A 25,471-nucleotide genomic window follows, 5' to 3' on the forward strand; every position below is an offset into this window, starting at 1 on the left:
GCTGAAGAGTAGACGGCAGATTTTATTGATAAACATTCTCATAATCAAAGGCCAATTTGCCGCCGCCGTTCAGCGCCGCCCAAAACGGGGCCCTACGCACCGCGGGGGTGCGCTGCAAATGCTGGCCCAATGCCCATTTCCCGTGGCGTCGATCGCCATTCCGTCAAGTAAAGCCCTGTAAAATATTTATCGCCGCCGGCGCTTGAAATCGGCCCGAACATGTTCGACCTTGTGTGCAAGGGCCAGTGGAAACCGCCTGCACCTGGCGGCACCGGTACCCTGTTCCGTAACCTGAAGAAGGGCTACACCATGCATATCCAAGTCAATAGCGATAACCACATCCAAGGCGGCAGCCGGCTGGAACATTGGGTCCGCAGCACGCTTGAGGCCGCACTGGAACGCTTCGAAGAAGACCTGACACGCATAGAGGTGCATCTACGCGACGAAAACGGCGACAAGCCCGGCCCCCACGACAAACGCTGCCAGCTCGAAGCGCGGGCCAAGGGCCTTACGCCCATTTCGGTCAGCCACAAATCCCCTACGCTGGAAACCGCCGTAGACGGTGCAGCGACCAAGCTGGAACACGCACTAAGCCATCAGTTCGGCAAGCTGAAAAGCCGACGGGCGACTGCCGCTTAGGCGAACATTGATCGAATGGTCAATCAAAAAAAGGCGAGCGTGATGCTCGCCTTTTTTGTAAGCATTTGAAAACTCGGCATGCTGCTTGCTTCGCTGTGTTTGCCGGGTGTAGCGAAGGGCGGCGTGCACAAGGAATGAAATAAAAGACCCGCCAATGGTCTGGGCCTGTCGAACTAATCGTGAATATGCCCAGTCAATACGAGCAGTCTTGCTAATCAGGTGAAGCTATGGACAACCCCTTCCAAATCATCAGCGATGCGTTCCAGCCCGATTACCGGGTGAATTTGAGCATCCAGGGCCTGGACGGCACCATCATGCTGACGTTGTCGAACGATATCGGCGTGGTTGCCAAGCGCATGATCAGCGCCGCCCAGCGCAACGATACCCAGCGCCTGAAGCGGTTGATCGACAGCATCAAGTTCGGCATCGCCATCGAGCAGGGCGACAGCGCCATCGAGCTGCTAACCGCCATGACCGATAGCGAGAAAGCCGCCACCCCACCTGCGCTGCCTGCGCCCGCAGCCAAACGGCCCGACTGGTTCAAGGGGCGCAGCGGCATCGCCGTGGGGATCTGAGCCGCTCAGATCTCGCCCTTCTCCATTTCCACCACCGCTTCTTTACCGCCCTGCCCGCGCCTGCGCGGCCCTTCTATCTTGATAGACGGGTAACGCGCTGATGCATAGCGCACCACCAAAATGGCAAATGCCAACAGCAGGATCGCGCCGGATACGTACACCACGCTCACATCCGCCGGGCCGTGGTGCGACACGTCGGAGATAAGCAGCCGGGTAAGCGCGGTGATGGCCACGTAGATCAAGAACCGCACGGGCATGTGGTTGGTCTTGAAATAGATTCCGACCATCGCCCCCAATTCCAGGTAGATGAACAGCAGCAGGATGTCATCGACCGTGATATGGCCTTTATCGAGCATGCTGAAGAACGCCAGCACCGCCGCCCAGGCGGTGACCCCGCCGATGGCGAACAGCGCCAAGTAGTGGAAACTCTCGACCAGCAGATTGCCCAGCGACTCGGCGTAATGATGCACCTGTTCACGCAGTGCGTCGGCCCAGTTCGGTTTCATGAGGCTTCCTTAAGATAGAGCGGTTCGGGCCCCTAAGATACCCCCACGGCGGAAAAAGGCACGGGCTTGATTGTCGCAGGCCGGTACTGTATAAAACGCCAGTGTTTTCAAATTGACCCATCCAGGCATGTGAGGTGGTAGATGGCCGTCGAAGTGGTATACCGCAGCAGCCGAGACCCGGAGCGTTTGTTCATGGATAAAGCCGAAGCGGACCGTCATGACAAAATGCTCGAGCTGGCCGAGTTGCTCGCCGAGGTGTTGAAAAAGGCCGTTCCAGGCTTGGACGACAAACAGTTGGAAGACGCCGGTATCTATATGGCGCGCCACCGCGATGTGTTCGCGCGGGCATTCAAGAACCAACCCGACGCGCTGTCGGAGCTACTGGCCGGTGATCAACCGTAAACCAGCCGCTCTGCCATTTCCTGGGCCACCCGGGCCGGCGAGCGATGTTGCGCCTGGGCCTGGGCAAAAATGCCGGTCAGGCGCTTGCCGATGCCTTCCAGGTACTGGCTGACCTGCGCCAGCCCCTCGCCCCGGTGGCTCAAGGCGGCATGGATCAAACCACCGGCATTGATCACGTAATCCGGTGCATAGAGAATCCCACGCGCTTCCAGTTGGTCCGCCACCGTGAGGTTGGCCAATTGGCCGTTGGCACAACCGGCTACGGCCGCACAGCGCAAATGGCCCACGGCCTGGGCCGTAAGTACGGTGCTGATGCTACAGGGCACAAAGATGTCACACGGGGTGCAGGCCATGCGCTCGGCAGCGACCGGCCGCGCATCGAACTGCTCGATTGCCAACTGCACCCGCCCTGGGTCTACGTCACTGGCCAACAGCTCTGCACCGGCGCCATGCAGCAGGTTGGCCAGGGTGTAGCCGATATGCCCGAGGCCTTGCACCCCTACCCGTAAGCCTTGCAGGTCGCTGCTGCCCAAGCGGGCCAGGGCGGCAGCGCGTATGCCGCAGAACACCCCTTCGGCCGTGGGCCGCGAGGTGTCGCCAGTGCCGCGCGTACAGGTCACGTGCTGGGTGTGCACAGCCACGCAGTCCATGTCTTCAGTGGAGGTGCCGCTGTCGATCGCCGCCACGTATGCCCCGCCCATGCGCTCAACGAAGCAGCCGAACGCCTCGAACAGCGTGGCGCGGTTTTCGATGGGGGCGTTGCGCATGATCACCGCTTGCGCGCCGCCCACGTCAAGGCCGGCCAAGGCGGCCTTGAAGCTCATGATTTCGGCCAGGCGCACCGCTTCGGCGATTGCGCTGGCTTCGTCGGAATAATGCAGAAAGCGGCAGCCGCCTACCGCTTGGCTGTAGCGGCCGCCATGGATAGCCACCACCGCGCGCAGCCCGCTGGCCGGGTCTACGATCACCTGCAGGTTTTGCACACGGGCATCTTGCATGAGCGCGAACATCGGCCAGGCTCCCCGCTGTCGACTAGTAGCACAAAGTATAGGTGGGCGCCGCCGTTTCGTTTATCGGCGTGGGCTGGACTATCTTCCGGCGCCCAGTTAATAGTATGCAATGCGGGCCAACACGGCTCACCGCGGAGACCCCTATGAATCCACGCCAAGCCTGCCTGGCCTGCCTGGCCCGTGAGCCGAGCGCGACGTTCGAAGCGGCGCTGTGGATTGCCGCCGAGCATGAACCGGCCGCAGCGCCTGCGCAGTTGCTTGAGCAGATGCGTGACCTGCACATGAGCGTCAGTGTCGGCTTGCCCATGCTACCGGCACGTGAACTGGCCCAGCCGCTACTGCGCCGGTTGAACGAGCTAGGCTACCAGCAGGACGACTTCCACCCACTGCGCCCCCAGGCCGCGCTGATGAACCAGGTGCTCGCGCGCAAACGCGGGCAACCCTTGGCGCTTGGGCTACTGGCGCTGGAGCTGGCCCGGCGCTTGAACATACCGCTGATGGGGGTGAATTTTCCTGGGCATTTTTTGTTGCAGGTACCCGGTGCCGACCATTTGCTCGACCCGTGCGGTGGCCGGCGCCTTTACCCGGCCGACTGCCGCGAACTGCTCAACCGCTTATTCGGTTCGCAGGTGCCGCTGCGCGCCGAACACATGGCGCTGGCCACGCCCTTACAGATGCTTCAGCGCTTATCGCGCAACCTGCGCCAATTGCATACCCAGCATGACCAATTGATTGCCGCGCTCAAGGATGCCGAACGGGTCGTGGAACTGGGCGCCGGCAACGCCAGCGACTATATGGCCCGCGCCAGCTTGTATCAAAGGCTGGGTTGCCCGCAGGCCGAACGGTTCGACATCGAACGGGCCTTGCTGCTCAGCGATGACGCAATCCAGCGCTTACGCCTGACTGACCGCTTGCAGCAGTTGCCGCACCCCGGCGGTTCGGTGCATTGACCAGCCCAGCGGCGTAAGCCGGTAAAGGCACTACGGTGCTAGGGCTACAACTGTTACCGGCGGCGTAAGGGTGAATGTCGGCACCACGGATTTATCGCCCCGGCGCGCTTCTTTATCCTTCGCGCACTCCACTGGGTGCTGCGCCCCGCTTAACCCCCCTTAAGCGAACTGGCATAGCATGGCAGTTGGGTGAACCGATGGCGTTGTGTGTTGCTCCGAATGTCAACGTCTGGCTTAAGCCGCTGTGTGCGCAGCGGCTTTTTTTTGCTAGAAAAAACGCTCTAGCACCGGTGCTGCAAACAAGTTCAGCAAACCGGTCAGTACCATCACCAACCCTGCCACCGTGCCCTCTTCCCGGCCCACTTCCTGGGCGCGGCTCACCCCGGCACCGTGTGCGCCCACCCCGAACAGTGCACCGCGCGCCAGCGGGCTGCGCAACGGTAGCCAGCGCAACAACACGCCGCCGAGCATGGCGCCGAACACCCCGGTGAACATGACGAACACGGCGGTCATTTCCGGCACCCCGCCCAAGTCACGAGCCAGCGGCATGGCGAACGGCGTGGTGATCGAACGCGGCACCAGCGATAACGCCACGGCCGGGTCCAACGCCAGCCAGCGCGCCAACCACCATGACGACAGCATCGAGGCCAGGCTGCCGGCGAGCATGCCCAGCAACAAGGCCGCCCAGTGCCTTACCAGCAATGCACGCTGTTGCCAAATCGGCACCGCGAAGGCGACCGTCACCGGCCCAAGCACCGCCATCAGCCAGTGGGTGTCGGCCGAATATTCGGCGTAGCGGGTATGCAGTGGCGCCGCAATGGCCAGCAGCAGGGCCGGTACCAGAATCAACGGCGACAATACGTAGATACGGGTGCGCCGGTACAGCCAGCGGCTGCCCAGGTAGGCCAACAGCGTCAGGCCCAACCAAGCCAGCGGCATGGGCTCAAGTGTCACGGCGCATTCTCCAGCGGAACACCGCATCAACGGTAAAGGCGGTCACCAGCATGACCACCACGGTGCTGATGGCGATCACCAGCAAAATGCGCAGGCCCTGTTGGCGCACCAGCGCGCCATAGTCCAGCAGGCTCATCAACGCGGGAATAAAGAACAACAGCATCTCGGCCATCAACAGCCCCGCCCCGAGTTGCAGGTGGGCAGGTTTGAGCCCGTTAAGCGCGAACACCAGCAACAACAATGCCAACCCCACCACCCCACCGGGAATGGGCCAGCCGAGCGCCTGGGCGAGCCAGGTACCCAGGGCATAGAGGGCGAACAGCACCAACAACTCGGCCACTGCCCTGGCATAACGGTTCAAAGCTTTCACTGGGCACCCCCGCGAACGACCTTCGCAGTGTACAAACCCGTTCGCCAGTGCCGAAGCGAATTGTTAGACTGGCCGCAATTCCAAAATGGAATGCCAGGCGATGGATTTTCGGCAGCTACGCAGCTTTCTCGAGGTGGTGCGCCGGGGCGGCTTCACCCAGGCGGCGGCCACGCTGCACATCAGCCAATCGGCGGTGAGCAAACAGGTGGCGCAGTTGGAGCAGAACCTGGGGGTAACGCTGCTCGACCGCCAAGGTTCGCACTTACACCTGACCGCTGCGGGTCATGCGGTCAAACAGCGGGCCGAGCACATGCTGCGGCTGCGCGACGACTTGCTCCACGAGTTGGACGACCTACACCAACTGACCCGGGGGGAGTTACGCCTCGGGCTGCCAATGATGGGCGGCAACGAGCTGTTCGCCAACCTGTTCGCCGAGTACCGCCAACGCTACCCGAACGTGCAGATCCAACTCAGCGAAGGTGGCACGCTGGCGGTAGAGCAGGCAATTCTGGATGGCGAGTTGGAGTTGGGCGGCAGCCTCACGCCTTCCGACCCGCAGTTCGACTTCCAGCCGTTTTGCGATGAGCCGTTGGATGCGTTGTTGCCGGCTGACCACCCATTGGCCGGCAACCAGCAAGTTAACCTGGGGGAGCTCGCCAACACGCCTTTTTTGCTGTACCAGCGCAGCTTCGTGCTGAACGACCGCTTGTTGCAAGCCTGCCGGCGCTACGGTTTTACTCCGCGCGAAGCCGGCCGTAGCGGCCAGGCAGATTTTCTCGCCGCACTGGTGGCCGCGGGCCTGGGCGTGGTGCTGTTGCCCAGCGTGGTGGCACGGGCACTGGTGCGGCCTGGGGTGATCCGCCTGAGGCTCAGCGAACCGGCCGATTTACGCTGGGACATCGTCTTTATTTGGCGGCGCGGCGCATACCTGTCACCCCCCGCGCGGGCCTGGCTCAGGCTGCTCCACGAGCGCCCGGGGCGGCTCTAGTAGGGGTGCCTTGCGGGCCCCGGGCGGCGTGGCCATTTGCTCGCCATGGCCCTGCTACGGCTCGCCAGGGCGCCTTGCCCGGCAGCGAAACTCACACGTCATTGCTTGTGCGCGCGTCTAAGGCGCCACATTGGTGTATTGCAACAGCGCTGCGGCAAATTGGTCGATCCATGGCTCGGCGTCGGTTTCTGGCGTGACCGTTTCGCAAGCGTCCAGCCGCAGCCTAGGCAGCAATTGCACAATGCCCAGCTCCTCGAACAGCTCGTTGATCAACTCACCGCCGCCGCAAAACGAATCGTCATAGCTTGAATCGCCCAGGCCGATGATGCCCCCTGGCAAGCCACGCAGCGCAGTGGGTAATTGCGCGGACAACTCGCTGTAGAGCGGAACCAGGTCATCGGGCAGTTCGCCCAGGCCGGTGGTGGAGGTGACCGCCAACAGGGCCTGCGGCTCGGCGGCCAGTAGCTCACTGAGCTGGGTGCGGTTGAAATACTGGCACTGCACCCCGGCATGTTGCAGCCGCGCCACCGCGTGGCGGGCCACCTCTTCGGCGGCGCCATAAACAGTGCCAGAGAAGACAACGAGCTTCATGAGCGAACCCCTAACAATGCGAAGCGGGGCAGTTTATCAGTTCCATCGATAGCGCGCCCTGCCAGCGCTTTAGGCGCTGAACGGAGAATTTTCGGGCGAAGCCAGGCAAGGGAAAATTGGCGATCAAGCGGGCGCATCCGCATTTGGGTTTGCTGGCTACAAATGAGCACTGCGTGATTACATCGGTGATTACATCCGTGATTACATCCGTACCCGTACAACACAGCATCACCGAACGGGATATGTTTCTATAATGGCTACAACGGCCACGGCGCAGGTAGCTTCGCCGGGGTTACCCGGCCCTGGTGCAACGGGCCAATCACGCCTAATGGTGCTATTGTCATGGTTGTACCGCAAGGCCTGAAAACGATCGACGGTAATGATGCGGTTACCGATTGGTTGCCATATCAATGGGTGCCACGCCCCCGCTGATGCGGGCCGCCGTGCCGCCGGTTACATATCCGACCCGAGCATGCCATGCAACCCGACGCGATCCTTACCCAGGATGAGCTGGATTTCATTCAAACCATGCACCGTACCCAGCCGAGCCTGGGCGACACCAGCTCTAGCTTGCTGGTGAACGGCGGCAGCCAGATCAAAGACCTACTTACCCGGCTAATGGCCAATGAGCAGGTCACGATCCAGGCGCAATTCGAAAACCAGCAACTGAGTTTCCCCCTGCAATTGGTCGAAGATGAATTCCACGCCCAGCACATCAAGCTCGGCGCACCGACCATCTACGAAGATGGGCCTATGCTGCGGCCTTGGCGTTTGGCGCTTAAGCACCCGGTAGCACTGGAAGACGAACAGGGCCGTATCACCGATTTGTGGGTGGTGGAAATTTCCTTCAACGGTGTGTTGGTACAGATGCGCAACGGTACCAAGGCGCCGAAGCACTTCGCCCTGTGGTTCAACCCCGAAGGCTATGCGCCGGTGGCCGTACGCGGCGCCCAAGAGCGCAAAACGCCAGAAGGGCTAGTGGCGTACCGGTTGACGCTGTGCAACCCGCAGGAAACCGAGCGGCTACGCTATTACATCCTGCAACAGCACCGCCTGTCGCACCCGCAACTGCATACCGGTTGAACGAGGTGGCCCGGCGCCAGGCCCGGCACTCGCCTTGGGCGAGCCACCCAGGATTAAGGCGAACTCGTATATCCCTACCAGGAATGTAAACGGTGCCCGCTTTCGGTGCGCCATGGCCGAGATTCCGCTAATGGCGCCCTCTGGCGCGCAACATTGCCAGGACCGCGCCAAAGCTTGCCGGACGGAAACACCCCGCGGCGCAACGGTTGCACAAAAGCCTAACGCCCTATAAACCCGAGGGGTGGACCCTGAGTGTGCCGAGGCACAGGCGCCAGAAAGGCCCAATGGCTGGCCCTGGACGCTGGCGGTTTTTTCGGAATAATACTTGCACGTTTTACCAAGCGCATGGCTACCACCCCAGCCGTGCCTTTCGCGAGCCCCTACCCGGGCGCTCGCCAGCACACGGAGATACACAATGTCTACGTCACCCGTTACCCTGCTGGTCGCCCGCCGCGCGGCCAAAGGCCGTTATCCCGAACTGCTCGCGTGGTTGCACGAAGGCGAACGCCTGGCCACCGACTTTCCCGGTTACTTGGGTTCTGGCGTGCTCGCCCCACCAAGCGGTGACGATGAATTCCAGATAATCTTTCGTTTCGCCTGTGAAAACACCTTATATGCCTGGGAGCATTCCGCTTCGCGCCGCGCCTGGCTGATACGCGGCGACGGGCTGTTCGCAGAGCCTTGCGAACACCGCGCGCAAGGGCTCGCCGGCTGGTTCGGCAACCCTGGGCAGCCGCGCCCGCCTCGCTGGAAACAATCGGTGGCCGTGTGGCTGGCGTTTTTTCCGGTGTCATTGTCATTCAATTTTTTGTTCGGTGACTGGCTCGGGCAGTTCGGCTTGCTGCCGCGGGTGCTGATCAGCACGTTGGTGCTTACGCCGATCATGGTGTGCCTGTTCATCCCGCTGGCCACGCGCCTGTTGGCCAACTGGTTGAACCCACCGGCGCGCCCCCGCCCGGTGCCCGACGGGTTACCCCAGGTTCGCTGAAGGCAGCGGGCGGTGGTATAAATTCGCTTTGCCGCCAACTGCCGTGTGAGCCGCCCATGCCCGAACCCCTGCCGATTCTGATTACCGGTGCCGCCCAGCGTATCGGGCTGCACTGTGCGTTGCAGTTGCTGGCCGAGGGGCAACCGGTGATCGCCACCTACCGCACCCCGCGCCCTGGGTTGCAGCCGCTGCGTGAAGCGGGTGCCACGGTGCTGCAAGCGGATTTTTCTAGCGAGGCGGGTGTTTACACGTTCATCGAAGCGCTCAAGGCCACCACCACGCACCTGCGGGCGATTGTGCATAACGCCTCGGCGTGGTTGCCCGAGCAACCCGGGCACGAGGCCCGCACCTTGCAGCAAATGCTCGCTGTGCATGTGCAGGCGCCCTACCTGATCAACTTTGCCTGTGAAGCGATGCTGCGCCACGGCGGCCCAGCGGATATCATTCACCTCAGTGACGACGTTACCCGTAAGGGAAGCGCGCAACACATTGCCTATTGCGCGAGCAAGGCGGCGCTGGAAAACCTCACGTTATCGTTTGCCGCGCGCCTGGCGCCGGCAATCCGGGTAAATACCCTGCGGCCGGCGATGATCATGTTCAACGAGCACGATGATGCCGCCTACCGCGAACGAACGCTCGCCAAGGCAGCACTGGCGATGGAGCCTGGCGCGCAGGTGGTGTACCAAAGCCTGCGCTACCTGCTCGACACGCCCTATATCACGGGTACCACGTTGTCCGTCAATGGCGGGCGGCATCTGAAATAACCGCGGCAAGCGACCGAGTGGAGCAACCTATGGCAAAGCTGGACCCAGGCTTGGCGCGCATCCGGGTCAAGGACCTGCGCCTGCGCACCTATATCGGCATCAACCAGGATGAAATCCTCAACAAGCAGGATGTGTTGATCAACCTGACGATCTGCTATCGCGCCCAAGCAGCGGTGCGCGACAACGACATCGACCATGCGTTGAACTACCGCACCATCACCAAGGCAGTGATTGCCCACATCGAAGACAACCGCTTCGCCTTGCTCGAGCGCCTCACCCAGGAAGTACTGGACCTGGTGATGCGCCACGACGCCGTTACCTATGCCGAAGTCGAAGTCGACAAGCCCCACGCGCTGCGTTTCGCCGAATCGGTATCGATCACCCTGGCCGCCAGCCGGCCCGCCACCACGAGCCCCTCATGAACGACCAACAACGCCTCGAGCTCGAAGCCGCCGCCTTTCGCCGGCTGGTCGAGCACTTCCAAACCCGCACCGACGTGCAGAACATCGACCTGATGAACCTGGCAGGCTTTTGCCGTAACTGCCTGTCCAAGTGGTACAAGGCCGCAGCCGACGACCGGGGTATCGAGCTTTCGCTCGATCAAGCGCGGCAAACCGTGTACGGCATGCCTTACGAGCAGTGGAAGGCGCAATACCAGAAAGAAGCCAGCGCCGAGCAGCAAACCGCGTTCAGCAAAGGGCACCCACATGGCTGACCTCACTAGCTTTCGCGCCAGCCTGAACAGCGGCGAAAACCTGTTCGCCGACACCCTGGCGTTCATCGCCGAGCGCTACCGCTACACCGCTACCGCCTTCAGCAACGGCCCAGTGAACAATGCCGCCGGGCACAACGAAGGTTCCTGTAAAACCTTGGCCATGGCCCTGCTCGAAGGCTTGAGCGATGAAGAAGCCCTGTTGGCCTTTGGCGAACACTACCGGTCGGTAAAAGCCACGCCCGAAGGCAGTGACCATGGCAACATTCGCGCACTGATCGCTCATGGCCTGGCCGGGGTCAGCTTCCAGGGCCAGGCGCTCACGCGTAAGGGCTAGTACCGTGTCTCGGGCGCGCTTCCAGCGGCCCCAGTGAAATTGGCCGCTAGCGCGCGTTGCACAGTGGCTCATGGGAAATCACGCTATCGCGCTCGGGGCCGACCGCTAAACGCGCAAAATCGCGTAAATAATAAACCCCCGTTGAAAACGAGGGCTTATCAGCAGCCGGAACGCAAACTGGCCGGTGTTAATGGGCAGCCGGCAGGCTTATTCGAACGTTGCGCTCTGCAGGCCATCCAGGTAGCGCTCTACGTCCAGCGCGGCCATGCAGCCGGCGCCCGCAGACGTGATCGCCTGGCGGTAAACGTGGTCGGCAACGTCGCCCGCGGCGAATACGCCTGGCACGCTGGTCGCAGTGGCGTTGCCTTCACGGCCGCCCTTGACCACCATGTAACCGTCCTTGAGCTCCAGTTGGCCTTCGAACAGCGCGGTGTTCGGCGTGTGGCCGATGGCGATGAACACGCCATCGACTTTCAGCTCATCGCTGCTGCCATCGTTGTTGCGCAGCCGTGCACCGGTCACGCCCATGTTGTCGCCCAGCACTTGCTCGACTACGGCATTGAGCTTGAACGCGATCTTGCCTTCGGCTACCCGCGCGTGCAGCTTGTCGATGAGGATCTTCTCGGCGCGGAAGGTTTCACGGCGGTGCACCAGGGTGACCTTCTTGGCGATGTTGGCCAAATACAGTGCCTCCTCCACCGCGGTATTGCCGCCGCCAACCACCGCCACCTCACGGTTGCGATAGAAGAAGCCGTCACAGGTGGCGCAGGCAGAAACACCCTTACCCATGAACGCTTCTTCAGACGGCAAGCCCAGGTAACGGGCGCTGGCACCGGTGGCGATAATCAGCGCGTCACACGTATAAGTGCCGCTGTCGCCCTTGAGGGTAAATGGCTTGGCGGCCAAGTCCACGGCGTTGATATGGTCGAAGACGATTTCGGTTTCGAACCGCTCGGCGTGCTTTTGCATGCGCTCCATCAGCGCGGGGCCGGTCAGGCCCTCGACGTCGCCGGGCCAATTGTCGACTTCGGTGGTGGTGGTCAACTGGCCACCCGCCTGCAACCCGGTGATCAACAGCGGCTTGAGGTTGGCGCGGGCGGCATACACCGCAGCGCTGTAACCCGCGGGGCCGGAACCGAGGATGATCACTCGCGAATGGCGAACATCAGACATGTCACACTCCTTTGGACCGGCAGGCACCATTGCCTCGGTCGCAGCGCCGGCGGCGCCGGCTGGGATAAACGGGTTGCCGGCGCACCTGTGCAAGGCCGGTTCGGCAACCCCGAATACGCGCCATGCCGTGCTGGCATGGCGAACGGGTTACAACGCTTTGGCGTTCTCTGCCAGGTAATCGGCCACACCTTGGCTGGTGGCCTTCATGCCTTTTTGGCCCGGGCGCCAGCCAGCAGGGCACACTTCGCCGTGCTCTTCGATGAACTGCAGCGCCTCGACCAGGCGGAGCATCTCATCGACTTCACGGCCCAGCGGCAGGTTATTGACCACCTGGTGCTGCACCACGCCCTGTTGGTCGATCAAGAACGAGGCACGCAACGCCACGCCGTCTTCGTGCTCGATACCATAGGCCCGGGTGATCTCGTGCTTGACGTCGGCCACCATGGGAAATTCAACCTCACCGATGCCGCCTTTCTCAACCGGCGTAGAGCGCCAGGCATGGTGGGTGAACTGCGAATCGATAGACACCCCCACCACCTCGACACCCAGTTCACGGAAACGCGCGATGCGGTTGTTGTGGGCGATAATCTCCGACGGGCAGACGAAGGTAAAGTCCAGGGGCCAGAAAAACAGCACCACGTATTTACCCTTGAGCGCCGACAGCTTGAAGCTGTCGACGAGCGTGCCATTGCCCAGCACCGCTGGGGCGTCGAAATCGGGGGCTTGCTTGTTGACCAGAATGCTCATGTGATTCTCCGGTAGGTGCTAAAGGTTGAGAACTGTATAAGCGCAAAGCTTAGCGAGGTCACAGCGATTAGGGAAATACCCGCAGACAATGCCGCCCATAGAGCGGGCCAATACCCCCTGGCTGTAACACGATGTAAACGCGCTTCCTGCGCAGCGTCTCAGCGGGTAAGGTCGCGCTTGTCTTTGCCTACGGAGCCTTGCATGCCCACCCCTTCCGTTCTTAGCGGCCCCGGTTACCTGCGCCAGGGCCTTAGCCTAATCGCCCGCCCCGAACTGCGGGCCTTCGTGATCCTGCCGCTGGCAATCAACCTCGTGCTGTTCGTGGCCCTGGTGTATGTTGCCGGGCACCAGTTCAACCTGTGGGTCGACCAATTGATGCCCGCGCTGCCCGCCTGGCTGGGTTTTCTCAGTTGGTTGCTGTGGCCGCTGTTCGTGTTGCTGATGCTGCTGATGGTGTTTTTTACCTTTACCCTGGTGGCGAACGTTATCGCGGCGCCTTTCAATGGGTTTCTTGCCGAGAAAGTCGAAGTGGTAATCACCGGCCAGGACCATTTCCCTGCCTTCAGTTGGGGCGAATTGCTGGCCATGATCCCGCGCACCATGAGCCGCGAGATGCGCAAACTCGGCTACTACCTGCCACGGGCGCTGGCCTTGCTGGTGCTATCGTTCATCCCGGTGGCCAACGTGGTCGCCCCACCGTTGTGGTTGCTATTCGGCGTTTGGATGATGGCCATCCAATACATCGACTACCCGGCGGACAACCACAAAATGAGCTGGCAAGACATGCTCGCCTGGCTGCGCCAGAAGCGCTGGCAAAGCTTGAGCTTCGGCGGCATTGTTTACCTGGCCTTGCTGGTGCCGTTGCTCAATATCCTGATCATGCCTGCCGCAGTGGCCGGCGCGACCCTGTTCTGGGTTCGCGAGCGGCACGCAATAAACACTTAATGTGGTGTCTCTGAAGTTCGCCCAGGAATTGACACGTGAATGTTGCTGCCGGTAAGGCGCCGTGACGCGTCATAGCAGGGCTATGGCGCGGCGCGGCAGCGCAGCTCAGCGGTAACCAGCGGTAAAAGGCGCCGTCAAAGGGGGGCCGCCAACTTCTGAAGACACCACACGAGCACTATCTATGGCCCCCCACCGCGCTCAGAGAGGTTCAATCCGGCCTGCGCAATGCTGCGCCCAACCAGAGAACTTCTTATGAACGATGCTTACGACGCCGCCTTCAACGACATATCGGAAAACATTCGCCCGCTGCTGGTGCAATTGCTCGCCGAGCACACGGAGCTGGCCGGGGTAACGCCCGAAACGCTGTTCATCAACGGCATCGACCCAGCCAGTGGCACCGTGATCGACTCACAATCGCTACTGCATGCCACCGTGCACCGCATCATCGAGCGTGACCCACCGGAATACCATGCAGGCTATCCCCACGCAGGCGTGTTCACCCAGGCCTATACCTTCGACGATGCGTTCCGGGTAGAACCCACGTTCCAGGCAATCGACTTCTGGTACATCGTCGGCCAAGCCTACGACGCGGCCTGAGCCCTATTCCCCAACGAGGTACGCATATGGAAATCGACCCAACCCAACGCGATTGGTTGGACCTCAGCGACATCGCGCAACACCTGCATGGCTGGGAAACACTCAAGCACAAACTGCGCTGGCGCCTGGACGAAGCGCTGGCCGAGGCAGGCATCGGCTGCCCCACCGATGCGCTATTCGTTAACGGCGTCAACGACGTGAAGCAAGGCTACGTGATTTCTTCGCAGCCATTGGTCGAGTTCGCCGCCGAAGCGGTGCAGGAGAACCATTCACTGACCTGGCCTAGGCACGCCGAAGTCGGCGTATTCCTTCGCCGGGGCAGTTTTGAGGCGGGTGATCGCATTGACACCCCGGCATTCAATGTGGGCCACTTCTTTCAATTGGTGAACGCAGTTATCGACCGACTTCATTGAGCCAATGCGGTTTCGATCGCGGCGACCACCGCCGGATCGTCGGGCGCTGTGCGCGGTGAAAACCGCGCCAGCACCTGGCCATCCCTCCCAACCAGGAATTTTTCGAAGTTCCAGGTGATATCGCCCGGGAACTCGGCCCCCTCGCCGGCCAGTAGGCTGTAGAGCGGTGCACGCCCAGGCCCGTTCACGTCTACCTTGGCTGCGAGCGGAAAGCTCACACCGTAGTTGACGCTGCAGAACGATTGGATATCTTGCGCGCTACCCGGCTCTTGCCCGGCGAACTGGTTGCAAGGCACGCCCAGCACGCTGAAACCCTGGCCATGGTATTTCTGGTAAAGGGTTTCAAGCGCAGCGTACTGTGGCGTAAGGCCACATTTAGACGCCACATTGACCACCAGCACTACCTGGCCCTTGAAGGTTTCCAAAGGCAAGGGCTTGTCGCCCAGCGATTGCAGCGTCAGTTCATGAAACGCACCCATGGCAGGCTCCTTCAACGTACAGGCTTAAAAACAATGGGCGCCCCCAACAACGAAAAGGGTGCCCCGTTCAGCGAAGGGCGGGCCCCACGCTCAATGGTGATGGCCGCCTTCACCGTGGATATGGCCGTGTGCGATTTCTTCCTGGGTGGCGTCGCGCACGCTAACGACCTTGACTTCGAAGTTTAGGCGTTGGCCGGCCAGCGGGTGGTTGCCGTCTACGGTCACGTCGTCGCCGTCCAGGTCGCGGATGGTCACGATTTGCATTTGGCCGTCGGGTGCCGATGCATGGAATTGCATGCCCACTTCCAGCTCATCGACCCCTTCGAACATGCTGCGGCTCAGGGTGCTCACCAGTTCCGGTTGAAAATCGCCATAGGCGTCTTCCGGTTCGATGGTCACATTCAGTTCATCATCGGCTTGTTTGCCCTCAAGCGCTTTTTCCAGGCCGGGGATAATATTGCCGGCGCCATGCAGGTACGCCAGCGGTGCACCACCGGCGGAGCTGTCGATGACCTCACCAGCATCGTTGGTCAGGGTATAGTCGATGGAGACAGCCTTGTTGGCGGCGATCGGCATGGGGTAAGACCTTTTGCATGAGTATGTGGAAAGCACCAGTGTAAACAAGCCTTCGGGCGATTGCGAACCGCAGCGGCGCACACTGATCACCGGTTTCGCCCAGGACGAGCATGGCCATTGGTTCGCGCGGTTGTCGTGCGGGCATACCCAACACCTGCGCCACGATCCGCCTTGGCAACAAAGGGCCTGGGTAATAGACCCGGAAGAACGCGCGCGGCGCATCGGCCAAGCCTTCACCTGTGGCTGGTGCCGCCGGGGCACGGTGGGCGATACTCTGGCCCCGTGACGTTATCTTACGTGATCGGCCGGCCAACAGGCCGACACGCACCCTGCACCCTTCGAGAGCCTCTCACATGCAGACCTTTTTCCTCGCGCCAACCGACTTCGGCGTAGGCCTGACCTCCATCAGCCTGGGCCTGGTACGCGCCCTGCAGCGCACCGGCCTGCAGGTGGGCTTCTTCAAACCAGTGGCCCAGCCACACCCGGGCGACACCGGCCCAGAACGGTCCACTGAACTGATCGCACGCACCCACGGCTTGCAGCCCCCCGCGCCGCTGAGCTTGGCGCAAGTCGAACGCATGCTCGGCGATGGCCAGCTCGATGAACTGCTCGAAGCCATCGTGACCCTGTACCAGCAGGCCAGCGCCGGCAAGGACGTACTGATCGTCGAAGGCATGGTGCCTACCCGCCAGGCCAGCTACGCGGCGAGGGTTAACCAACACCTGGCCAAAAGCATGGACGCCGACGTGATCCTTGTCTCTGCCCCGGAGAGCGAAGCCTTGGCCGAACTTTCGGGCCGGGTAGAACTGCAAGCGCGGCTGTTCGGTGGCCCGCGCGACCCCAAGGTGTTGGGGGTAATCCTCAACAAAGTACGCACCGAACAAAGCCTGGAGGGCTTCGCCAGCCGGTTGCGTGAACACTCGCCGTTGCTACGCGGCGGCGACTTCCGCCTGCTGGGCTGCGTGCCCTACCAAGAAGACCTTAACGCCCCCCGTACCCGGGATGTGGCCGAGTTACTCGGCGCACACGTGATCAATGCCGGTGATTATGAACAACGGCGCATGGCCAAGATCATCCTCTGCGCGCGCACCGTGGTGAATACCGTGCCGCTGCTCAAACCCGGTGTGCTGGTGGTCACGCCAGGCGACCGCGACGACATCATCCTGGCCGTGAGCCTGGCCACGCTCAACGGCGTGCCATTGGCCGGGCTACTATTGACCAGCGATTCGATGCCCGACCCACGCATTCTCGACCTGTGCCACGGCGCGCTGCAGGCTGGTTTGCCGGTACTGTCGGTGAGCAGCGGTTCATACGACACCGCCACCCGGCTCAACCAATTGAACCGGGAAATCCCGGTGGATGACCATGAACGCGCCGAAACCATCACCGATTTCGTTGCCAGCCACCTCGAAGCCCGTTGGCTTGAGCAACACTGCGGCACCCCACGCGAGCTGCGCTTGTCGCCGGCGGTGTTCCGCTACCAATTGACCCAACGTGCGCAACAAGCCAACAAACGCATCGTGCTGCCAGAAGGCAACGAGCCGCTGACCATCCAAGCCGCGGCTATTTGCCAGGCCCGGGGCATCGCCCGCTGCGTGCTGCTGGCCCGGCCCGACGAGGTCCAGGCCGTGGCCCGCGCCCAAGGTATCGAGCTGCCTCCGGGGCTGGAAATCCTAGACCCAGACGCCATTCGTGAACGTTATGTGGCGCCGATGGTGCAACTGCGGCGCAGCAAGAACTTGAACGAGCCGATGGCCGAACAGCAACTTGAAGACCCGGTGGTAATCGCTACCATGATGTTGGCGCTCGATGAAGTGGACGGTTTGGTGTCGGGGCTGGTGCATTCCACGGCCAATACCATTCGCCCAGCATTGCAGCTGATCAAGACTGCCCCAGGTTGGAACCTGGTGTCGTCGGTGTTCTTCATGCTGTTTCCCGACCAAGTGCTGGTGTACGGCGACTGCGTGATGAACCCGCACCCCAATGCTGAGCAGTTGGCGGAAATCGCCCTGCAAAGTGCCGACTCTGCCCAAGCTTTCGGCATCGTCCCGCGGGTGGCGATGCTCAGCCACTCAAGCGGCCAGGCCGCCACGGGCGAAGATGTGGAAAAAGTGCGCGAAGCGACGTTGTTGGCCCGCGAAGCCCAGCGCAGCTTGCAAATCGATGGCCCATTGCAATACGACGCCGCCAGCAATGAGCAGGTGGCCCGCCAACTGGCCCCTGACAGCGAAGTGGCAGGCCGCGCCACGGTGTTCGTGTTCCCGGACCTGAACAGCGGCAACACCACCCACAAGGCCGTGCAGCGCAGCGCCGACTGCGTCAGCCTCGGCCCCATGCTGCAGGGCCTGCGCAAGCCGGTGAACGACCTGCCCCGCGGCGCCCAGGTCGACGACATCGTTTACACCATTGCCCTCACCGCCATCCAAGCGAGCCGCGTGGTGGAGATATAAACGGCCGTTTCAAACGTTGATACGAGCACCGGCAACTGGGTTCATATCAACTTCTGGAACACCTACGATGCTCGCACACGCATTGGCCGGTGAATGCTACTGCCGGCCACGGCAACGCAGCCCGGCAGCAAAAGGCACCGTCAGAATCGTGCAGCCAACTTTGAAATCCCACACTAGCAATATTGCTAGTTACCGGCACACCCTCCCCCCTGCAGAATGGCGTGGTATCGGTTCACGGGCTCGTTGGGCCATGGAATATTTAGCCAAGGGGAAGCAGCATGAACAGAACACACGTTTTAATCGTAATCGTGTGCGTTCTTGTCAACGGCTGCCAAACATCCAGCGCCACAGGTATGAGCGATGAGGGCATCGCCCACCGGCTGAATGCCCGGTATACCGACCTTCAAGAGGGCTGTGCAAATGAAATGCCGGCCTATACGTGCACGGGGGTTTTTGTCAGGGCGATATCCGCCGGCTCGCTGGAGTACTTCTGGCGCCCTTCGCAGACGGCACAAGCACTGGGGGCTGAGCGCTATGCATTCCTTCGTGCAGACTTGGGCATCCAACACCTGCAGTACCCTCAAGGCTTCATTCTAAGCGGCCAAGATAACGGCCAGGCGCCTGTGCAGGTGCTGTGCAACTATCCGCTTTCGCTCGACCTGACCCCGTCCAGGGCCAGCCATGGCTGCGGGCTACTGGATGGTACGGTGCCGGGTGCCGAGCAGGTTAGCAGTTGCGCCAGTGAAGGGGTGGCCGACGCGCCGTCGTTCATGGCCCGCTACCGGCAAGAGCAACAAGACCCCAGGCGGCAATGCTCCTTGAACCCCCGCGATGGCAATGGGCTGGCTATCGAAAAAGGCGTACGCCAGTTGCTACAAGCTGGGGTGGCGGCGCAGCCAAACGCGTGGCTCGTTCGCAACAACACTGACAGCGATGTTCCGGTGGCGCCTATCCAAGCCCTGTACTTCGACGTGGCCTTTGCCCGGCAGGGCGCATTGACCGCTGCCCAACGCGCGCAAAACAGCTACTTCCTGGCGACGGGAAACTGGTTACCCATTTTGCGAATGGATGTAAGCCAACCGGCGACACAGCGGTTTGATTTCGAACTGGCTGACCAGCTGTATAACGGTTATGCGATTGCTAGCGAGTTGAATGCTCGCTACAGCGATACACGGGCAGAATGCCCTGACGGTACACCCGGCTATAATTGCAATGGGATTTTCCTACGAGGCGTTCAACCCACCTCCGCTGAACACGCGTAAAACCCCACTGCGCAGAATATTCAATATGACGGTATTTCTTTTAACTTTCTGCGCCAGGATGCCAATATCAAACATACCCTGACCAGTACCGGCTTCATATTCGACACGCCCATGGCGCCGGCGGAATATCCTGTCCGTTATCGCTGCGGTTACCCGGTGGACGTGGCCAGCGCCGGAAGCCGTGACCGCTGCACGTTTCAGAACACCTGCCAAGCGCTCGGAGTTGACTCCGTGCAAGGGTGGGCCGCGCGATACGGCGAGGCGGAAGACACCAGTTGCTCATTCAATCCCTCGGCCAAGGAGTTTTCGCTGAATATCGCGATCCGCTCGCAGCTTGTCACCGACGCTTATGGGTATAACGAAATGATTTTAAGCGCCTGGCCACAAAACAAGCCCTTGGATATTCCGTTGCAGGCTTGGTTTTACACCCACAACGCCTTGGGCTCAGTTTTCGACCCGGTTGTTTCTGGCCAATTCCTGCAACGGGACTTCGTGAAGCAAACCGGCCATTTCCGGCCGCTGCTGCGGCTGCGCATTGGGGCGGCACAGCCCTTCAGCTACGACCCGCAAGAACAATTTCTGGTCGAGGATGAAGCGTTTCCGTTCATCGATTAGCAGGCTTATTCGAGCCTGCCGGGCCAGGGCAATGCAGGGCGCACGCCGGGGCGTACAAAAAACATCCCGGGGGCGCCCTGGCATACCCGGCGCATCCGCCGGCAGGCACTTCAAGCGCAACGCCGCCAACCGGACCGCCACCGGTCTACTGTTGCGCCGGCGCCTCATACTGCTGCCCTGGAATCGGCTTGAGGTTGACCTCAACCCGGCGGTTCTGCGCACGCCCATTGGCATCGGCATTGCTGGCGATCGGCTGGTCCGGGCCCATGCCGCGCACCGCCAGCCGGGTGGTGTCCACGCCCTGCGAAGTCAGGTAGGTAGCCACCGCCTGCGCGCGGGCCTGGGATAAGTCCATGTTGTGCTGGCGGCTGCCGGTGCTGTCGGTAAAGCCGACGATCTCGATGATGTTTTCGTTGAACTGCTTGAACGAAGTCGCCAGGTTATTGAGCGGCGAATAAAAGCTGGGAGCTATGGCCGAGGAGTCGGTGGCGAAGGTGATGTTGCCGGGCATGATCAGCTTGATCTGATCGCCCTGGCGTTGCACCTCAACGCCGGTGTTGGCCATGCTCGCGCGCAGTTGCGCTTCCTGGCGGTCGGCGTAGTAGCCGTAACCGGCCGAGGCGGCACCCGCGACCACGGCGCCGATCAGCGCGCCCTTGCCACGGTTGTTATGGTCGATGGCTGCCCCAGCGACGGCACCGGCCAACGCACCCAGCCCGCCATACTTGGCGGTGCGGCTAACGCCCTGGCCGCTTTGAGCCTGCCCTTGGTTATCGTAAGGATTCGGCGACGCACAGCCAGACAATAGGGCCGCGGCTACGGTGGCGAGAATCAGTCGACGCGAGGTGAACATCTCAAGGCTCCTACTCAGGCAAAAGGTGGCCACAGCACACAGCTGCGCATGGCCATTGGAACGCCGGAAGCGATTGAAATTCAATGACAAAAGCTTTAGGCGCGAACGAAGGGATTCTCGCGCATTTCTTCCCCCAGCGTGGTGTCGGAACCGTGACCCGTTATGACCACGGCGGTTTCATCCAGCGTATAAAGCTGCTGCACCGAACGCACGATCTGCCGCGCATCCCCGCCCCACAGGTCGGTGCGGCCAATCCCCCGGCGGAACAAGGTATCGCCGGCAATCAGCAACCCGGCGCCCTCGAACCAGAAACTCATCGACCCTGGCGTATGGCCAGGCGTATGCAATGCCACCCCGCAGCCGCAGGCCAGTGCTTCGCCATGCTCGAGCCAGCGATCCGGCGGCGGCACCGAGGTATAGGGCACGCCGAACAGCTGGCACTGCATTTCGAGGTTATCCCATAAGAACTGGTCGCCCCGGTGCAGATGCAACGTGGCGCCGGTTTGCTCCTTCATTTTGCCGGAAGCGAGAAAGTGGTCCAGGTGGGCATGGGTGTGAAGGATGCTCACCGCCTTCAGGCCATGCTGCTCCAGCCGCGCCATGATCTGCTCGGGGTTGCCGCCAGGGTCCACCACCAAGGCTTTTTTCGTGAGCGGGTCGCCGATGATCGTGCAGTTGCACTGCAACGGGCCGACGGGGAAGGTTTCGCGGATAAGCTTCGGAGTGGTTGGCATGGCGGCGGCACTGAACACGAGAAAGTTAAGCCCCATCACAGCACAACCTGCCCTGCCCCGGCTATGCCTGATCGCCGCCCAATAGCTGCGCATAGCGCGGCAGGTCGATATTGCCACCGCTGATGATCACCCCCACTCGCTTGCCTTGCCATTGCTCAGCCACTTGCCGCAAGGCTGCAAGCCCCAGGCAACCGGTGGGCTCGACCACCATTTTCATGCGTTCGGCATAAAACCGCAGGCAACTGATCAGTGCTTCATCGCTGGCGGTGAGGATGTCGTCTACGTGCCGTTGGATAATGGCGAAGGTGTACTGCCCCAGGTGCTGGGTTTGCGCACCATCAGCCAGGGTTTTAGGGGTATCGATGTGAACGATGTGCCCGGCGCGTAGCGACTGCTGGCCGTCGTTGCCGGCGGCCGGTTCCACGCCATAAAGCTTGCACTGCGGCGCCAAGGCGTGGGTGGCCAGGGCCGTACCGGCGAGTAGGCCGCCGCCACCGAGCGGTACGAACAGTGCATCGAGTGGGCCCACCTCTTCGAACAGCTCTTTGGCCGCGGTGCCTTGCCCGGCGAGCACGCCGGGGTGGTCGTAGGGTGGGATCAGCGCCATGCCGTGCTCTTCGGCCAGGGCCCGGCCGATGGCCTCGCGGTCTTCCAGGTAGCGGTCGTAGGTCACCACCGCGGCGCCGTACCCACGGGTGGCGGCCAGCTTGGCCGCCGGGGCGTCTTGCGGCATCACGATGGTCGCCGGGATACCGAGGATGCGCGCCGCCAGGGCAACGCCCTGGGCATGGTTACCGGAAGAAAACGCCACCACCCCGAGCGCGCGCTGGCGCTCGCCGAACTGCGCCAGGGCATTGAAAGCGCCGCGGAACTTGAAAGCACCCATGCGCTGGTAGTTTTCGCATTTGAAGAACACTTGCGTACCGAGGGCTTGGTCCACGGTGCGCGAGGTCAGCACCGGCGTGCGATGGGCGTGGCCCTCAAGGCGCTGGGCGGCGGCTTCTACATCGGCATAAGTAGGCAACTGCAAGGTGCTCATAAGCGGGTTTCCTAAAGTGGGAGGGCGGCGCTGGGCAGTCGGCCTATTCAACCACTGCTCACGGCGCAATTCCCAGATTTCCTTGAACATCGGGCCGGCCACGAAGCGGCCTTCTTCCACCCGCACCAGGCGCATGCCCTCGCGTTCAGACACCCGTTTGGACGCCAGGTTGGCCTCTGCCTTGGGTACGTGCAACAGCGGGCGCCCGAGGGTGGCGAACCAGTGGTGGTTGATCACCTCGCACGCTTCGCGTATATACCCGCGGCCCTGCCACGCCGGCGCCAGCCAAAAACCGCGGTTGTTGCCGGGGTATTCATAGAGGCCGATGCTGCCGATACATTGCTGCGGCTCAGCGGCCAGGCGGATCATCCAGTGCCGCTCTTCGCCCCGCTCAATGGCCGGCAGCGCATGGTCGCGCACGAACGCCAACGCACCGTCGGCCGGGTACGGCCAGGGCACGCGGCTGTCGAGGTAGCGCACCACTTCCCAGTGTGGGAACAACTGCTGGATGGCGGGCGCATCGGCCAGTTGCAGGGGGGTGAGCAACAGGCGCGCGGTGGTAAAGGTAGGCAGTGCATCCATGGCGAAAAAAGCATTTGAATGGGTAGGGCATAGTGACCTATTTCGCACCACCCTGGCACCCGGCGGTCATAAGTTTATCTTTCCCATGGCCAGGGCTGCCGCATGACCCCATTGAAGATCGCGACCTTCAACATCAACGGCATTCGTGCACGCCTGCCAGGGCTGCTGGGGTGGCTGGAGCGCGAACGGCCGGATGTAGTGTGCCTGCAGGAATTGAAGGCCGCCGACGACGCGTTTCCCGCCGCCGAGATCGAAGCCGTCGGCTACGGCGCACTTTGGCAAGGCCAAGCGTCATGGAATGGGGTGGCAATACTGGGCCGCGATACCCAACCGCTGGAGCACCTGCGTGGGCTGCCCGGCGACCCTGGCGACAGCCACAGCCGTTACCTCGAAGCGGCCGTGCACGGTGTGCTGGTGGCCTGCCTGTACCTGCCCAACGGCAACCCTCAGCCAGGGCCAAAATTCGACTATAAGCTGGCCTGGTTCGAGCGGCTGATAGCCCACGCCGCCACCCTGAAGGCCAACGACCACCCGGTGGTGATGGCCGGGGATTTCAACGTGGTACCCACCGACTTCGACATCTACGACCCGAAATCCTGGCGCAAAGACGCGCTGCTGCAACCGCAAAGCCGGGAGGCCTTCCAGCGCCTGCTCGACCAAGGCTGGTGCGATGCGCTACGCACGCTGTATCCAAACGAGCGGCTTTACACCTTCTGGGATTATTTTCGCCAGCATTGGCAACGCAACAGCGGCCTGCGCATCGACCACCTGCTACTGAACCCGGCGCTGGCACCCTACTTGAAAAGCGGCGGTGTCGATGCCTGGGTGCGCAACGAGCCCCATGCCAGTGACCATGCACCTACCTGGATCGAGGTGGGCGGCGGCAAACGAAAGCCTGGCACCGGGCATTGACCACCGCTCATCCACCGCCCAGGCATGCACTTCGAACAACGGGCTAGCGGTTGGGTCCACCGTTGAGACTGGCCCGCCATAAGGTCAGCGAACCTACCGTGTTCAGCCCAACTGAGTACCCGCCCATGCCAGACGTGCAGCCGCTGCCGTTCGACCCTGCGTTCGAACAAAAACCTGATGACGAAGACCAGACCATCGCCGAGATGGTCGAGGTACTACGCAGCATCTCGCAAACAACCTATGCCAGCGGTGGCCATGCGCTACGCAGCGTGCACGCCAAAAGCCATGGCTTGCTCAAGGGCACCTTCGAGGTACTCGGCGGCTTACCGGCCGAATATGCCCAGGGGGCGTTCGCTGCCCCGCTCAAAGGCCCTTGCGTGCTGCGGCTTTCGACCAACCCCGGCGATATCCTGGCCGACAGCGTGTCTACCCCCAGGGGCCTGGCGGTGAAAATGATCGGAGTGCCCGGCACCCGCCTGGCTGGCAGCGAAGGCCTGCAAACTCAGGATTGGGTAATGCAGGATGCACCGGCGTTCAGCGCGCCAACCCCGAAAGCCTTCTTGAAAACCCTCAAGCTGTTGGCCAAGACCACCGACCGCGCCGAGGGCCTGAAAAAGGCGTTGTCCGCGGTGTTACGCGGCAGCGAAAAAGTCGTCGAAGCCTTCGGCGGGCAGAGCCCCACCCTCAAGAGCCTGGGCGGCCACCCGGAAACCCACCCGCTGGGTGAAACCTTCTACACCCTGGTGCCTATCCTGTACGGCAAGCATTTCGCCAAGCTCAGCGTGGCGCCCGTGTCGCCGGAGCTCCAAGCATTGACCGACGCACCGCTGAACGTGAACCGGAAGCCCGACGGCCTGCGCGAGGCAGTGAACGATTTTTTTGCCACCCAGGGCGGGGTGTGGGAAATCCGCGTGCAATTGGGCGTCGACATCGAAAAAACGCCCATTGAAGACGCCTCTGTGGTGTGGCCGGAGGCGTTGGCCCCCTATGTCACCGTGGCGCGCATCGAAGTGCCGGCGCAACCGGCTTGGACCGAGGCGCTTTCGAAACAAATCGATGACGGCATGCTGTTCAGCCCTTGGCAAGCCCTGGCCGCCCACCGCCCGCTGGGCGGCATCATGCGCTCGCGCAAACCGGCGTACGAGATGTCTGGGCAATGGCGCGCCGAACACAACGGGTGCCCAATGCATCACCCCAGCCGTGGCGAACCACTTTAAGCGGCCAG

Annotated in this window: 31 protein-coding genes and 2 pseudogenes; 20 read left to right on the forward strand and 13 right to left on the reverse strand. The window is 61.9% G+C overall.

The features are described 5' to 3' along the window. Positions 1–309: 309 nt before the first annotated feature. Both HAQ05_RS06175 and HAQ05_RS06180 read left to right on the forward strand, forming a co-directional pair. Positions 310–633 (forward strand): annotated as a pseudogene (locus tag HAQ05_RS06175) (HPF/RaiA family ribosome-associated protein); the annotation flags it as partial. Between the two features lie 233 nt (positions 634–866). Further along, positions 867–1,214 carry a DUF3509 domain-containing protein gene (locus HAQ05_RS06180; RefSeq protein WP_190418495.1) on the forward strand — a complete coding sequence of 116 codons (348 nt, stop codon included), beginning with the start codon at positions 867–869 and terminating at the stop codon, positions 1,212–1,214. A 5-nt stretch (positions 1,215–1,219) separates the two neighbouring features. On the opposite strand, the gene HAQ05_RS06185 is transcribed toward HAQ05_RS06180, so the two are convergent. Further along, positions 1,220–1,720, reverse strand: a complete 501-nt coding sequence (locus HAQ05_RS06185; RefSeq protein WP_190418497.1) for a phosphate-starvation-inducible protein PsiE — start codon at positions 1,718–1,720, stop codon at positions 1,220–1,222. A gap of 141 nt (positions 1,721–1,861) precedes the next feature. On the opposite strand from HAQ05_RS06185, the gene HAQ05_RS06190 reads away from it, so the two are divergent. Further along, entirely contained in the window at positions 1,862–2,122 is a 261-nt protein-coding gene (locus tag HAQ05_RS06190; RefSeq protein WP_190418498.1) for a YebG family protein, read from the forward strand. On the opposite strand, the gene HAQ05_RS06195 is transcribed toward HAQ05_RS06190, so the two are convergent. Further along, entirely contained in the window at positions 2,113–3,132 is a 1,020-nt protein-coding gene (locus tag HAQ05_RS06195; protein WP_190418500.1) for a Glu/Leu/Phe/Val dehydrogenase family protein, read from the reverse strand. The two genes, HAQ05_RS06190 and HAQ05_RS06195, sit on opposite strands and share 10 nt — an antisense overlap. A 143-nt stretch (positions 3,133–3,275) precedes the next feature. Here HAQ05_RS06195 and HAQ05_RS06200 point away from each other — a divergent pair, with 143 nt between their 5' ends. After that, positions 3,276–4,082: a transglutaminase family protein gene (locus tag HAQ05_RS06200; RefSeq protein ID WP_190418502.1), complete on the forward strand. Its 807-nt coding sequence runs from the start codon at positions 3,276–3,278 to the stop codon at positions 4,080–4,082. A 267-nt stretch (positions 4,083–4,349) separates the two neighbouring features. On the opposite strand, the gene HAQ05_RS06205 is transcribed toward HAQ05_RS06200, so the two are convergent. Further along, on the reverse strand, positions 4,350–5,036 hold the full coding sequence (locus tag HAQ05_RS06205) for an LrgB family protein (RefSeq protein WP_190418504.1): 687 nt from the start codon (positions 5,034–5,036) through the stop codon (positions 4,350–4,352). After that, the gene (locus tag HAQ05_RS06210; RefSeq protein WP_190418506.1) at positions 5,026–5,406 is read right to left on the reverse strand and encodes a CidA/LrgA family protein; all 381 of its coding nucleotides are present in this window, start codon (positions 5,404–5,406) and stop codon (positions 5,026–5,028) included. Before HAQ05_RS06210 ends, HAQ05_RS06205 begins: the two co-directional genes overlap by 11 nt. A 100-nt stretch (positions 5,407–5,506) precedes the next feature. Here HAQ05_RS06210 and HAQ05_RS06215 point away from each other — a divergent pair, with 100 nt between their 5' ends. Further along, the gene (locus HAQ05_RS06215; RefSeq protein ID WP_190418508.1) at positions 5,507–6,394 is read left to right on the forward strand and encodes a LysR family transcriptional regulator; all 888 of its coding nucleotides are present in this window, start codon (positions 5,507–5,509) and stop codon (positions 6,392–6,394) included. 117 nt (positions 6,395–6,511) lie between these two features. Here HAQ05_RS06215 and HAQ05_RS06220 read toward each other — a convergent pair whose 3' ends face one another. Beyond that, positions 6,512–6,985: a flavodoxin gene (locus HAQ05_RS06220; protein ID WP_190418510.1), complete on the reverse strand. Its 474-nt coding sequence runs from the start codon at positions 6,983–6,985 to the stop codon at positions 6,512–6,514. A gap of 477 nt (positions 6,986–7,462) precedes the next feature. Between HAQ05_RS06220 and HAQ05_RS06225 the strand changes: the two genes are divergently transcribed. The 6 genes from HAQ05_RS06225 to HAQ05_RS06250 all read left to right on the forward strand — a co-directional run bounded on the left by HAQ05_RS06225 (position 7,463) and on the right by HAQ05_RS06250 (position 10,869). After that, positions 7,463–8,068, forward strand: coding sequence for a hypothetical protein (locus tag HAQ05_RS06225; RefSeq protein ID WP_190418511.1), 606 nt, complete (start codon positions 7,463–7,465; stop codon positions 8,066–8,068). A gap of 415 nt (positions 8,069–8,483) precedes the next feature. Beyond that, positions 8,484–9,056, forward strand: coding sequence for a putative antibiotic biosynthesis monooxygenase (locus tag HAQ05_RS06230; protein WP_190418513.1), 573 nt, complete (start codon positions 8,484–8,486; stop codon positions 9,054–9,056). A 56-nt stretch (positions 9,057–9,112) separates the two neighbouring features. Continuing rightward, positions 9,113–9,820, forward strand: a complete 708-nt coding sequence (gene folM / locus HAQ05_RS06235) for a dihydromonapterin reductase (RefSeq protein WP_190418515.1) — start codon at positions 9,113–9,115, stop codon at positions 9,818–9,820. A 29-nt stretch (positions 9,821–9,849) separates the two neighbouring features. Further along, complete coding sequence (gene folX / locus HAQ05_RS06240) at positions 9,850–10,242, forward strand: dihydroneopterin triphosphate 2'-epimerase (RefSeq protein WP_190418517.1); 393 nt, start codon at positions 9,850–9,852, stop codon at positions 10,240–10,242. Continuing rightward, positions 10,239–10,535: a DUF1244 domain-containing protein gene (locus HAQ05_RS06245; RefSeq protein WP_190418519.1), complete on the forward strand. Its 297-nt coding sequence runs from the start codon at positions 10,239–10,241 to the stop codon at positions 10,533–10,535. The genes folX and HAQ05_RS06245 overlap by 4 nt, the downstream gene beginning before the upstream one ends. Beyond that, the gene (locus HAQ05_RS06250) at positions 10,528–10,869 is read left to right on the forward strand and encodes a HopJ type III effector protein (RefSeq protein WP_190418520.1); all 342 of its coding nucleotides are present in this window, start codon (positions 10,528–10,530) and stop codon (positions 10,867–10,869) included. The genes HAQ05_RS06245 and HAQ05_RS06250 overlap by 8 nt, the downstream gene beginning before the upstream one ends. Before the next feature lie 207 nt (positions 10,870–11,076). Here HAQ05_RS06250 and trxB read toward each other — a convergent pair whose 3' ends face one another. Together trxB and HAQ05_RS06260 are read right to left on the reverse strand one after the other, a co-directional pair. After that, on the reverse strand, positions 11,077–12,042 hold the full coding sequence (gene trxB, locus HAQ05_RS06255; RefSeq protein ID WP_190418522.1) for a thioredoxin-disulfide reductase: 966 nt from the start codon (positions 12,040–12,042) through the stop codon (positions 11,077–11,079). A 147-nt stretch (positions 12,043–12,189) separates the two neighbouring features. Further along, on the reverse strand, positions 12,190–12,789 hold the full coding sequence (locus tag HAQ05_RS06260) for a peroxiredoxin (RefSeq protein WP_190418524.1): 600 nt from the start codon (positions 12,787–12,789) through the stop codon (positions 12,190–12,192). A 201-nt stretch (positions 12,790–12,990) separates the two neighbouring features. Between HAQ05_RS06260 and cysZ the strand changes: the two genes are divergently transcribed. The 3 genes from cysZ (at position 12,991) to HAQ05_RS06275 (ending at position 14,744) form a co-directional block, all read left to right on the forward strand. Continuing rightward, positions 12,991–13,734 carry a sulfate transporter CysZ gene (gene cysZ / locus HAQ05_RS06265; protein WP_190418526.1) on the forward strand — a complete coding sequence of 248 codons (744 nt, stop codon included), beginning with the start codon at positions 12,991–12,993 and terminating at the stop codon, positions 13,732–13,734. 252 nt (positions 13,735–13,986) lie between these two features. Then, entirely contained in the window at positions 13,987–14,331 is a 345-nt protein-coding gene (locus HAQ05_RS06270; protein WP_190418528.1) for a hypothetical protein, read from the forward strand. Between the two features lie 26 nt (positions 14,332–14,357). Further along, a complete protein-coding gene (locus HAQ05_RS06275) occupies positions 14,358–14,744 on the forward strand; it encodes a hypothetical protein (protein WP_190418535.1) in 387 nt (128 codons plus the stop codon). Here the strand turns inward: HAQ05_RS06275 and HAQ05_RS06280 are convergent. Both HAQ05_RS06280 and HAQ05_RS06285 read right to left on the reverse strand, forming a co-directional pair. Continuing rightward, positions 14,738–15,223, reverse strand: coding sequence for a glutathione peroxidase (locus tag HAQ05_RS06280; RefSeq protein ID WP_190418537.1), 486 nt, complete (start codon positions 15,221–15,223; stop codon positions 14,738–14,740). The two genes, HAQ05_RS06275 and HAQ05_RS06280, sit on opposite strands and share 7 nt — an antisense overlap. Positions 15,224–15,313: 90 nt before the next feature. Beyond that, complete coding sequence (locus tag HAQ05_RS06285) at positions 15,314–15,799, reverse strand: FKBP-type peptidyl-prolyl cis-trans isomerase (RefSeq protein ID WP_190418539.1); 486 nt, start codon at positions 15,797–15,799, stop codon at positions 15,314–15,316. A gap of 13 nt (positions 15,800–15,812) precedes the next feature. Here HAQ05_RS06285 and HAQ05_RS06290 point away from each other — a divergent pair, with 13 nt between their 5' ends. The 4 genes from HAQ05_RS06290 (at position 15,813) to HAQ05_RS06305 (ending at position 20,126) form a co-directional block, all read left to right on the forward strand. Next, entirely contained in the window at positions 15,813–16,085 is a 273-nt protein-coding gene (locus HAQ05_RS06290) for a DUF3565 domain-containing protein (protein WP_238935152.1), read from the forward strand. A gap of 67 nt (positions 16,086–16,152) precedes the next feature. After that, positions 16,153–18,249: a phosphate acetyltransferase gene (gene pta / locus HAQ05_RS06295; RefSeq protein WP_190418541.1), complete on the forward strand. Its 2,097-nt coding sequence runs from the start codon at positions 16,153–16,155 to the stop codon at positions 18,247–18,249. Between the two features lie 353 nt (positions 18,250–18,602). After that, complete coding sequence (locus HAQ05_RS06300; RefSeq protein ID WP_190418543.1) at positions 18,603–19,511, forward strand: hypothetical protein; 909 nt, start codon at positions 18,603–18,605, stop codon at positions 19,509–19,511. A gap of 111 nt (positions 19,512–19,622) precedes the next feature. Then, positions 19,623–20,126, forward strand: coding sequence for a hypothetical protein (locus HAQ05_RS06305; protein WP_190418544.1), 504 nt, complete (start codon positions 19,623–19,625; stop codon positions 20,124–20,126). A gap of 145 nt (positions 20,127–20,271) precedes the next feature. On the opposite strand, the gene HAQ05_RS06310 is transcribed toward HAQ05_RS06305, so the two are convergent. The 4 genes and pseudogenes from HAQ05_RS06310 to HAQ05_RS28445 form a co-directional block, all read right to left on the reverse strand. Then, positions 20,272–20,979, reverse strand: a complete 708-nt coding sequence (locus tag HAQ05_RS06310) for a YiaD family glycine zipper/OmpA-like lipoprotein (RefSeq protein WP_190418546.1) — start codon at positions 20,977–20,979, stop codon at positions 20,272–20,274. A gap of 95 nt (positions 20,980–21,074) precedes the next feature. Next, positions 21,075–21,713 (reverse strand): MBL fold metallo-hydrolase, encoded by a 639-nt coding sequence (locus HAQ05_RS06315; RefSeq protein ID WP_190418548.1) that lies wholly within the window; start codon positions 21,711–21,713, stop codon positions 21,075–21,077. A 61-nt stretch (positions 21,714–21,774) separates the two neighbouring features. Next, positions 21,775–22,752, reverse strand: a complete 978-nt coding sequence (locus tag HAQ05_RS28440) for a threo-3-hydroxy-L-aspartate ammonia-lyase (RefSeq protein ID WP_190541260.1) — start codon at positions 22,750–22,752, stop codon at positions 21,775–21,777. Between the two features lie 42 nt (positions 22,753–22,794). Then, a pseudogene (locus tag HAQ05_RS28445) lies at positions 22,795–23,334 on the reverse strand (GNAT family N-acetyltransferase); the annotation flags it as partial. A gap of 102 nt (positions 23,335–23,436) precedes the next feature. On the opposite strand from HAQ05_RS28445, the gene xth reads away from it, so the two are divergent. Together xth and HAQ05_RS06330 are read left to right on the forward strand one after the other, a co-directional pair. Further along, positions 23,437–24,246, forward strand: a complete 810-nt coding sequence (xth, locus tag HAQ05_RS06325) for an exodeoxyribonuclease III (protein ID WP_190418551.1) — start codon at positions 23,437–23,439, stop codon at positions 24,244–24,246. 125 nt (positions 24,247–24,371) lie between these two features. Next, positions 24,372–25,463: a catalase family protein gene (locus HAQ05_RS06330; protein ID WP_190418671.1), complete on the forward strand. Its 1,092-nt coding sequence runs from the start codon at positions 24,372–24,374 to the stop codon at positions 25,461–25,463. Positions 25,464–25,471: the final 8 nt, after the last annotated feature.

Origin of the sequence: Pseudomonas typographi (genome assembly GCF_014694385.1) — a bacterium.
In the GTDB taxonomy this organism is placed as follows: domain Bacteria; phylum Pseudomonadota; class Gammaproteobacteria; order Pseudomonadales; family Pseudomonadaceae; genus Aquipseudomonas; species Aquipseudomonas typographi.

Bases quoted from the DNA above. Each gene is read 5' to 3' on its own strand.
- HAQ05_RS06285 (WP_190418539.1), bottom strand. From the start codon at position 15,799: ATGCCGATCGCCGCCAACAAGGCTGTCTCCATCGACTATACCCTGACC.
- HAQ05_RS06190 (WP_190418498.1), top strand. From the start codon at position 1,862: ATGGCCGTCGAAGTGGTATACCGCAGCAGCCGAGACCCGGAGCGTTTG.
- HAQ05_RS06270 (WP_190418528.1), top strand. From the start codon at position 13,987: ATGAACGATGCTTACGACGCCGCCTTCAACGACATATCGGAAAACATT.
- cysZ (WP_190418526.1), top strand. From the start codon at position 12,991: ATGCCCACCCCTTCCGTTCTTAGCGGCCCCGGTTACCTGCGCCAGGGC.
- HAQ05_RS06275 (WP_190418535.1), top strand. From the start codon at position 14,358: ATGGAAATCGACCCAACCCAACGCGATTGGTTGGACCTCAGCGACATC.
- HAQ05_RS06260 (WP_190418524.1), bottom strand. From the start codon at position 12,789: ATGAGCATTCTGGTCAACAAGCAAGCCCCCGATTTCGACGCCCCAGCG.
- xth (WP_190418551.1), top strand. From the start codon at position 23,437: ATGACCCCATTGAAGATCGCGACCTTCAACATCAACGGCATTCGTGCA.
- HAQ05_RS06225 (WP_190418511.1), top strand. From the start codon at position 7,463: ATGCAACCCGACGCGATCCTTACCCAGGATGAGCTGGATTTCATTCAA.
- folX (WP_190418517.1), top strand. From the start codon at position 9,850: ATGGCAAAGCTGGACCCAGGCTTGGCGCGCATCCGGGTCAAGGACCTG.
- HAQ05_RS06195 (WP_190418500.1), bottom strand. From the start codon at position 3,132: ATGTTCGCGCTCATGCAAGATGCCCGTGTGCAAAACCTGCAGGTGATC.
- HAQ05_RS06330 (WP_190418671.1), top strand. From the start codon at position 24,372: ATGCCAGACGTGCAGCCGCTGCCGTTCGACCCTGCGTTCGAACAAAAA.
- HAQ05_RS06250 (WP_190418520.1), top strand. From the start codon at position 10,528: ATGGCTGACCTCACTAGCTTTCGCGCCAGCCTGAACAGCGGCGAAAAC.
- HAQ05_RS28440 (WP_190541260.1), bottom strand. From the start codon at position 22,752: ATGAGCACCTTGCAGTTGCCTACTTATGCCGATGTAGAAGCCGCCGCC.
- folM (WP_190418515.1), top strand. From the start codon at position 9,113: ATGCCCGAACCCCTGCCGATTCTGATTACCGGTGCCGCCCAGCGTATC.
- HAQ05_RS06220 (WP_190418510.1), bottom strand. From the start codon at position 6,985: ATGAAGCTCGTTGTCTTCTCTGGCACTGTTTATGGCGCCGCCGAAGAG.
- HAQ05_RS06185 (WP_190418497.1), bottom strand. From the start codon at position 1,720: ATGAAACCGAACTGGGCCGACGCACTGCGTGAACAGGTGCATCATTAC.
- trxB (WP_190418522.1), bottom strand. From the start codon at position 12,042: ATGTCTGATGTTCGCCATTCGCGAGTGATCATCCTCGGTTCCGGCCCC.
- HAQ05_RS06230 (WP_190418513.1), top strand. From the start codon at position 8,484: ATGTCTACGTCACCCGTTACCCTGCTGGTCGCCCGCCGCGCGGCCAAA.
- HAQ05_RS06315 (WP_190418548.1), bottom strand. From the start codon at position 21,713: ATGCCAACCACTCCGAAGCTTATCCGCGAAACCTTCCCCGTCGGCCCG.
- HAQ05_RS06245 (WP_190418519.1), top strand. From the start codon at position 10,239: ATGAACGACCAACAACGCCTCGAGCTCGAAGCCGCCGCCTTTCGCCGG.
- HAQ05_RS06305 (WP_190418544.1), top strand. From the start codon at position 19,623: ATGGCGCCGGCGGAATATCCTGTCCGTTATCGCTGCGGTTACCCGGTG.
- HAQ05_RS06200 (WP_190418502.1), top strand. From the start codon at position 3,276: ATGAATCCACGCCAAGCCTGCCTGGCCTGCCTGGCCCGTGAGCCGAGC.
- pta (WP_190418541.1), top strand. From the start codon at position 16,153: ATGCAGACCTTTTTCCTCGCGCCAACCGACTTCGGCGTAGGCCTGACC.
- HAQ05_RS06280 (WP_190418537.1), bottom strand. From the start codon at position 15,223: ATGGGTGCGTTTCATGAACTGACGCTGCAATCGCTGGGCGACAAGCCC.
- HAQ05_RS06180 (WP_190418495.1), top strand. From the start codon at position 867: ATGGACAACCCCTTCCAAATCATCAGCGATGCGTTCCAGCCCGATTAC.
- HAQ05_RS06215 (WP_190418508.1), top strand. From the start codon at position 5,507: ATGGATTTTCGGCAGCTACGCAGCTTTCTCGAGGTGGTGCGCCGGGGC.
- HAQ05_RS06300 (WP_190418543.1), top strand. From the start codon at position 18,603: ATGAGCGATGAGGGCATCGCCCACCGGCTGAATGCCCGGTATACCGAC.
- HAQ05_RS06310 (WP_190418546.1), bottom strand. From the start codon at position 20,979: ATGTTCACCTCGCGTCGACTGATTCTCGCCACCGTAGCCGCGGCCCTA.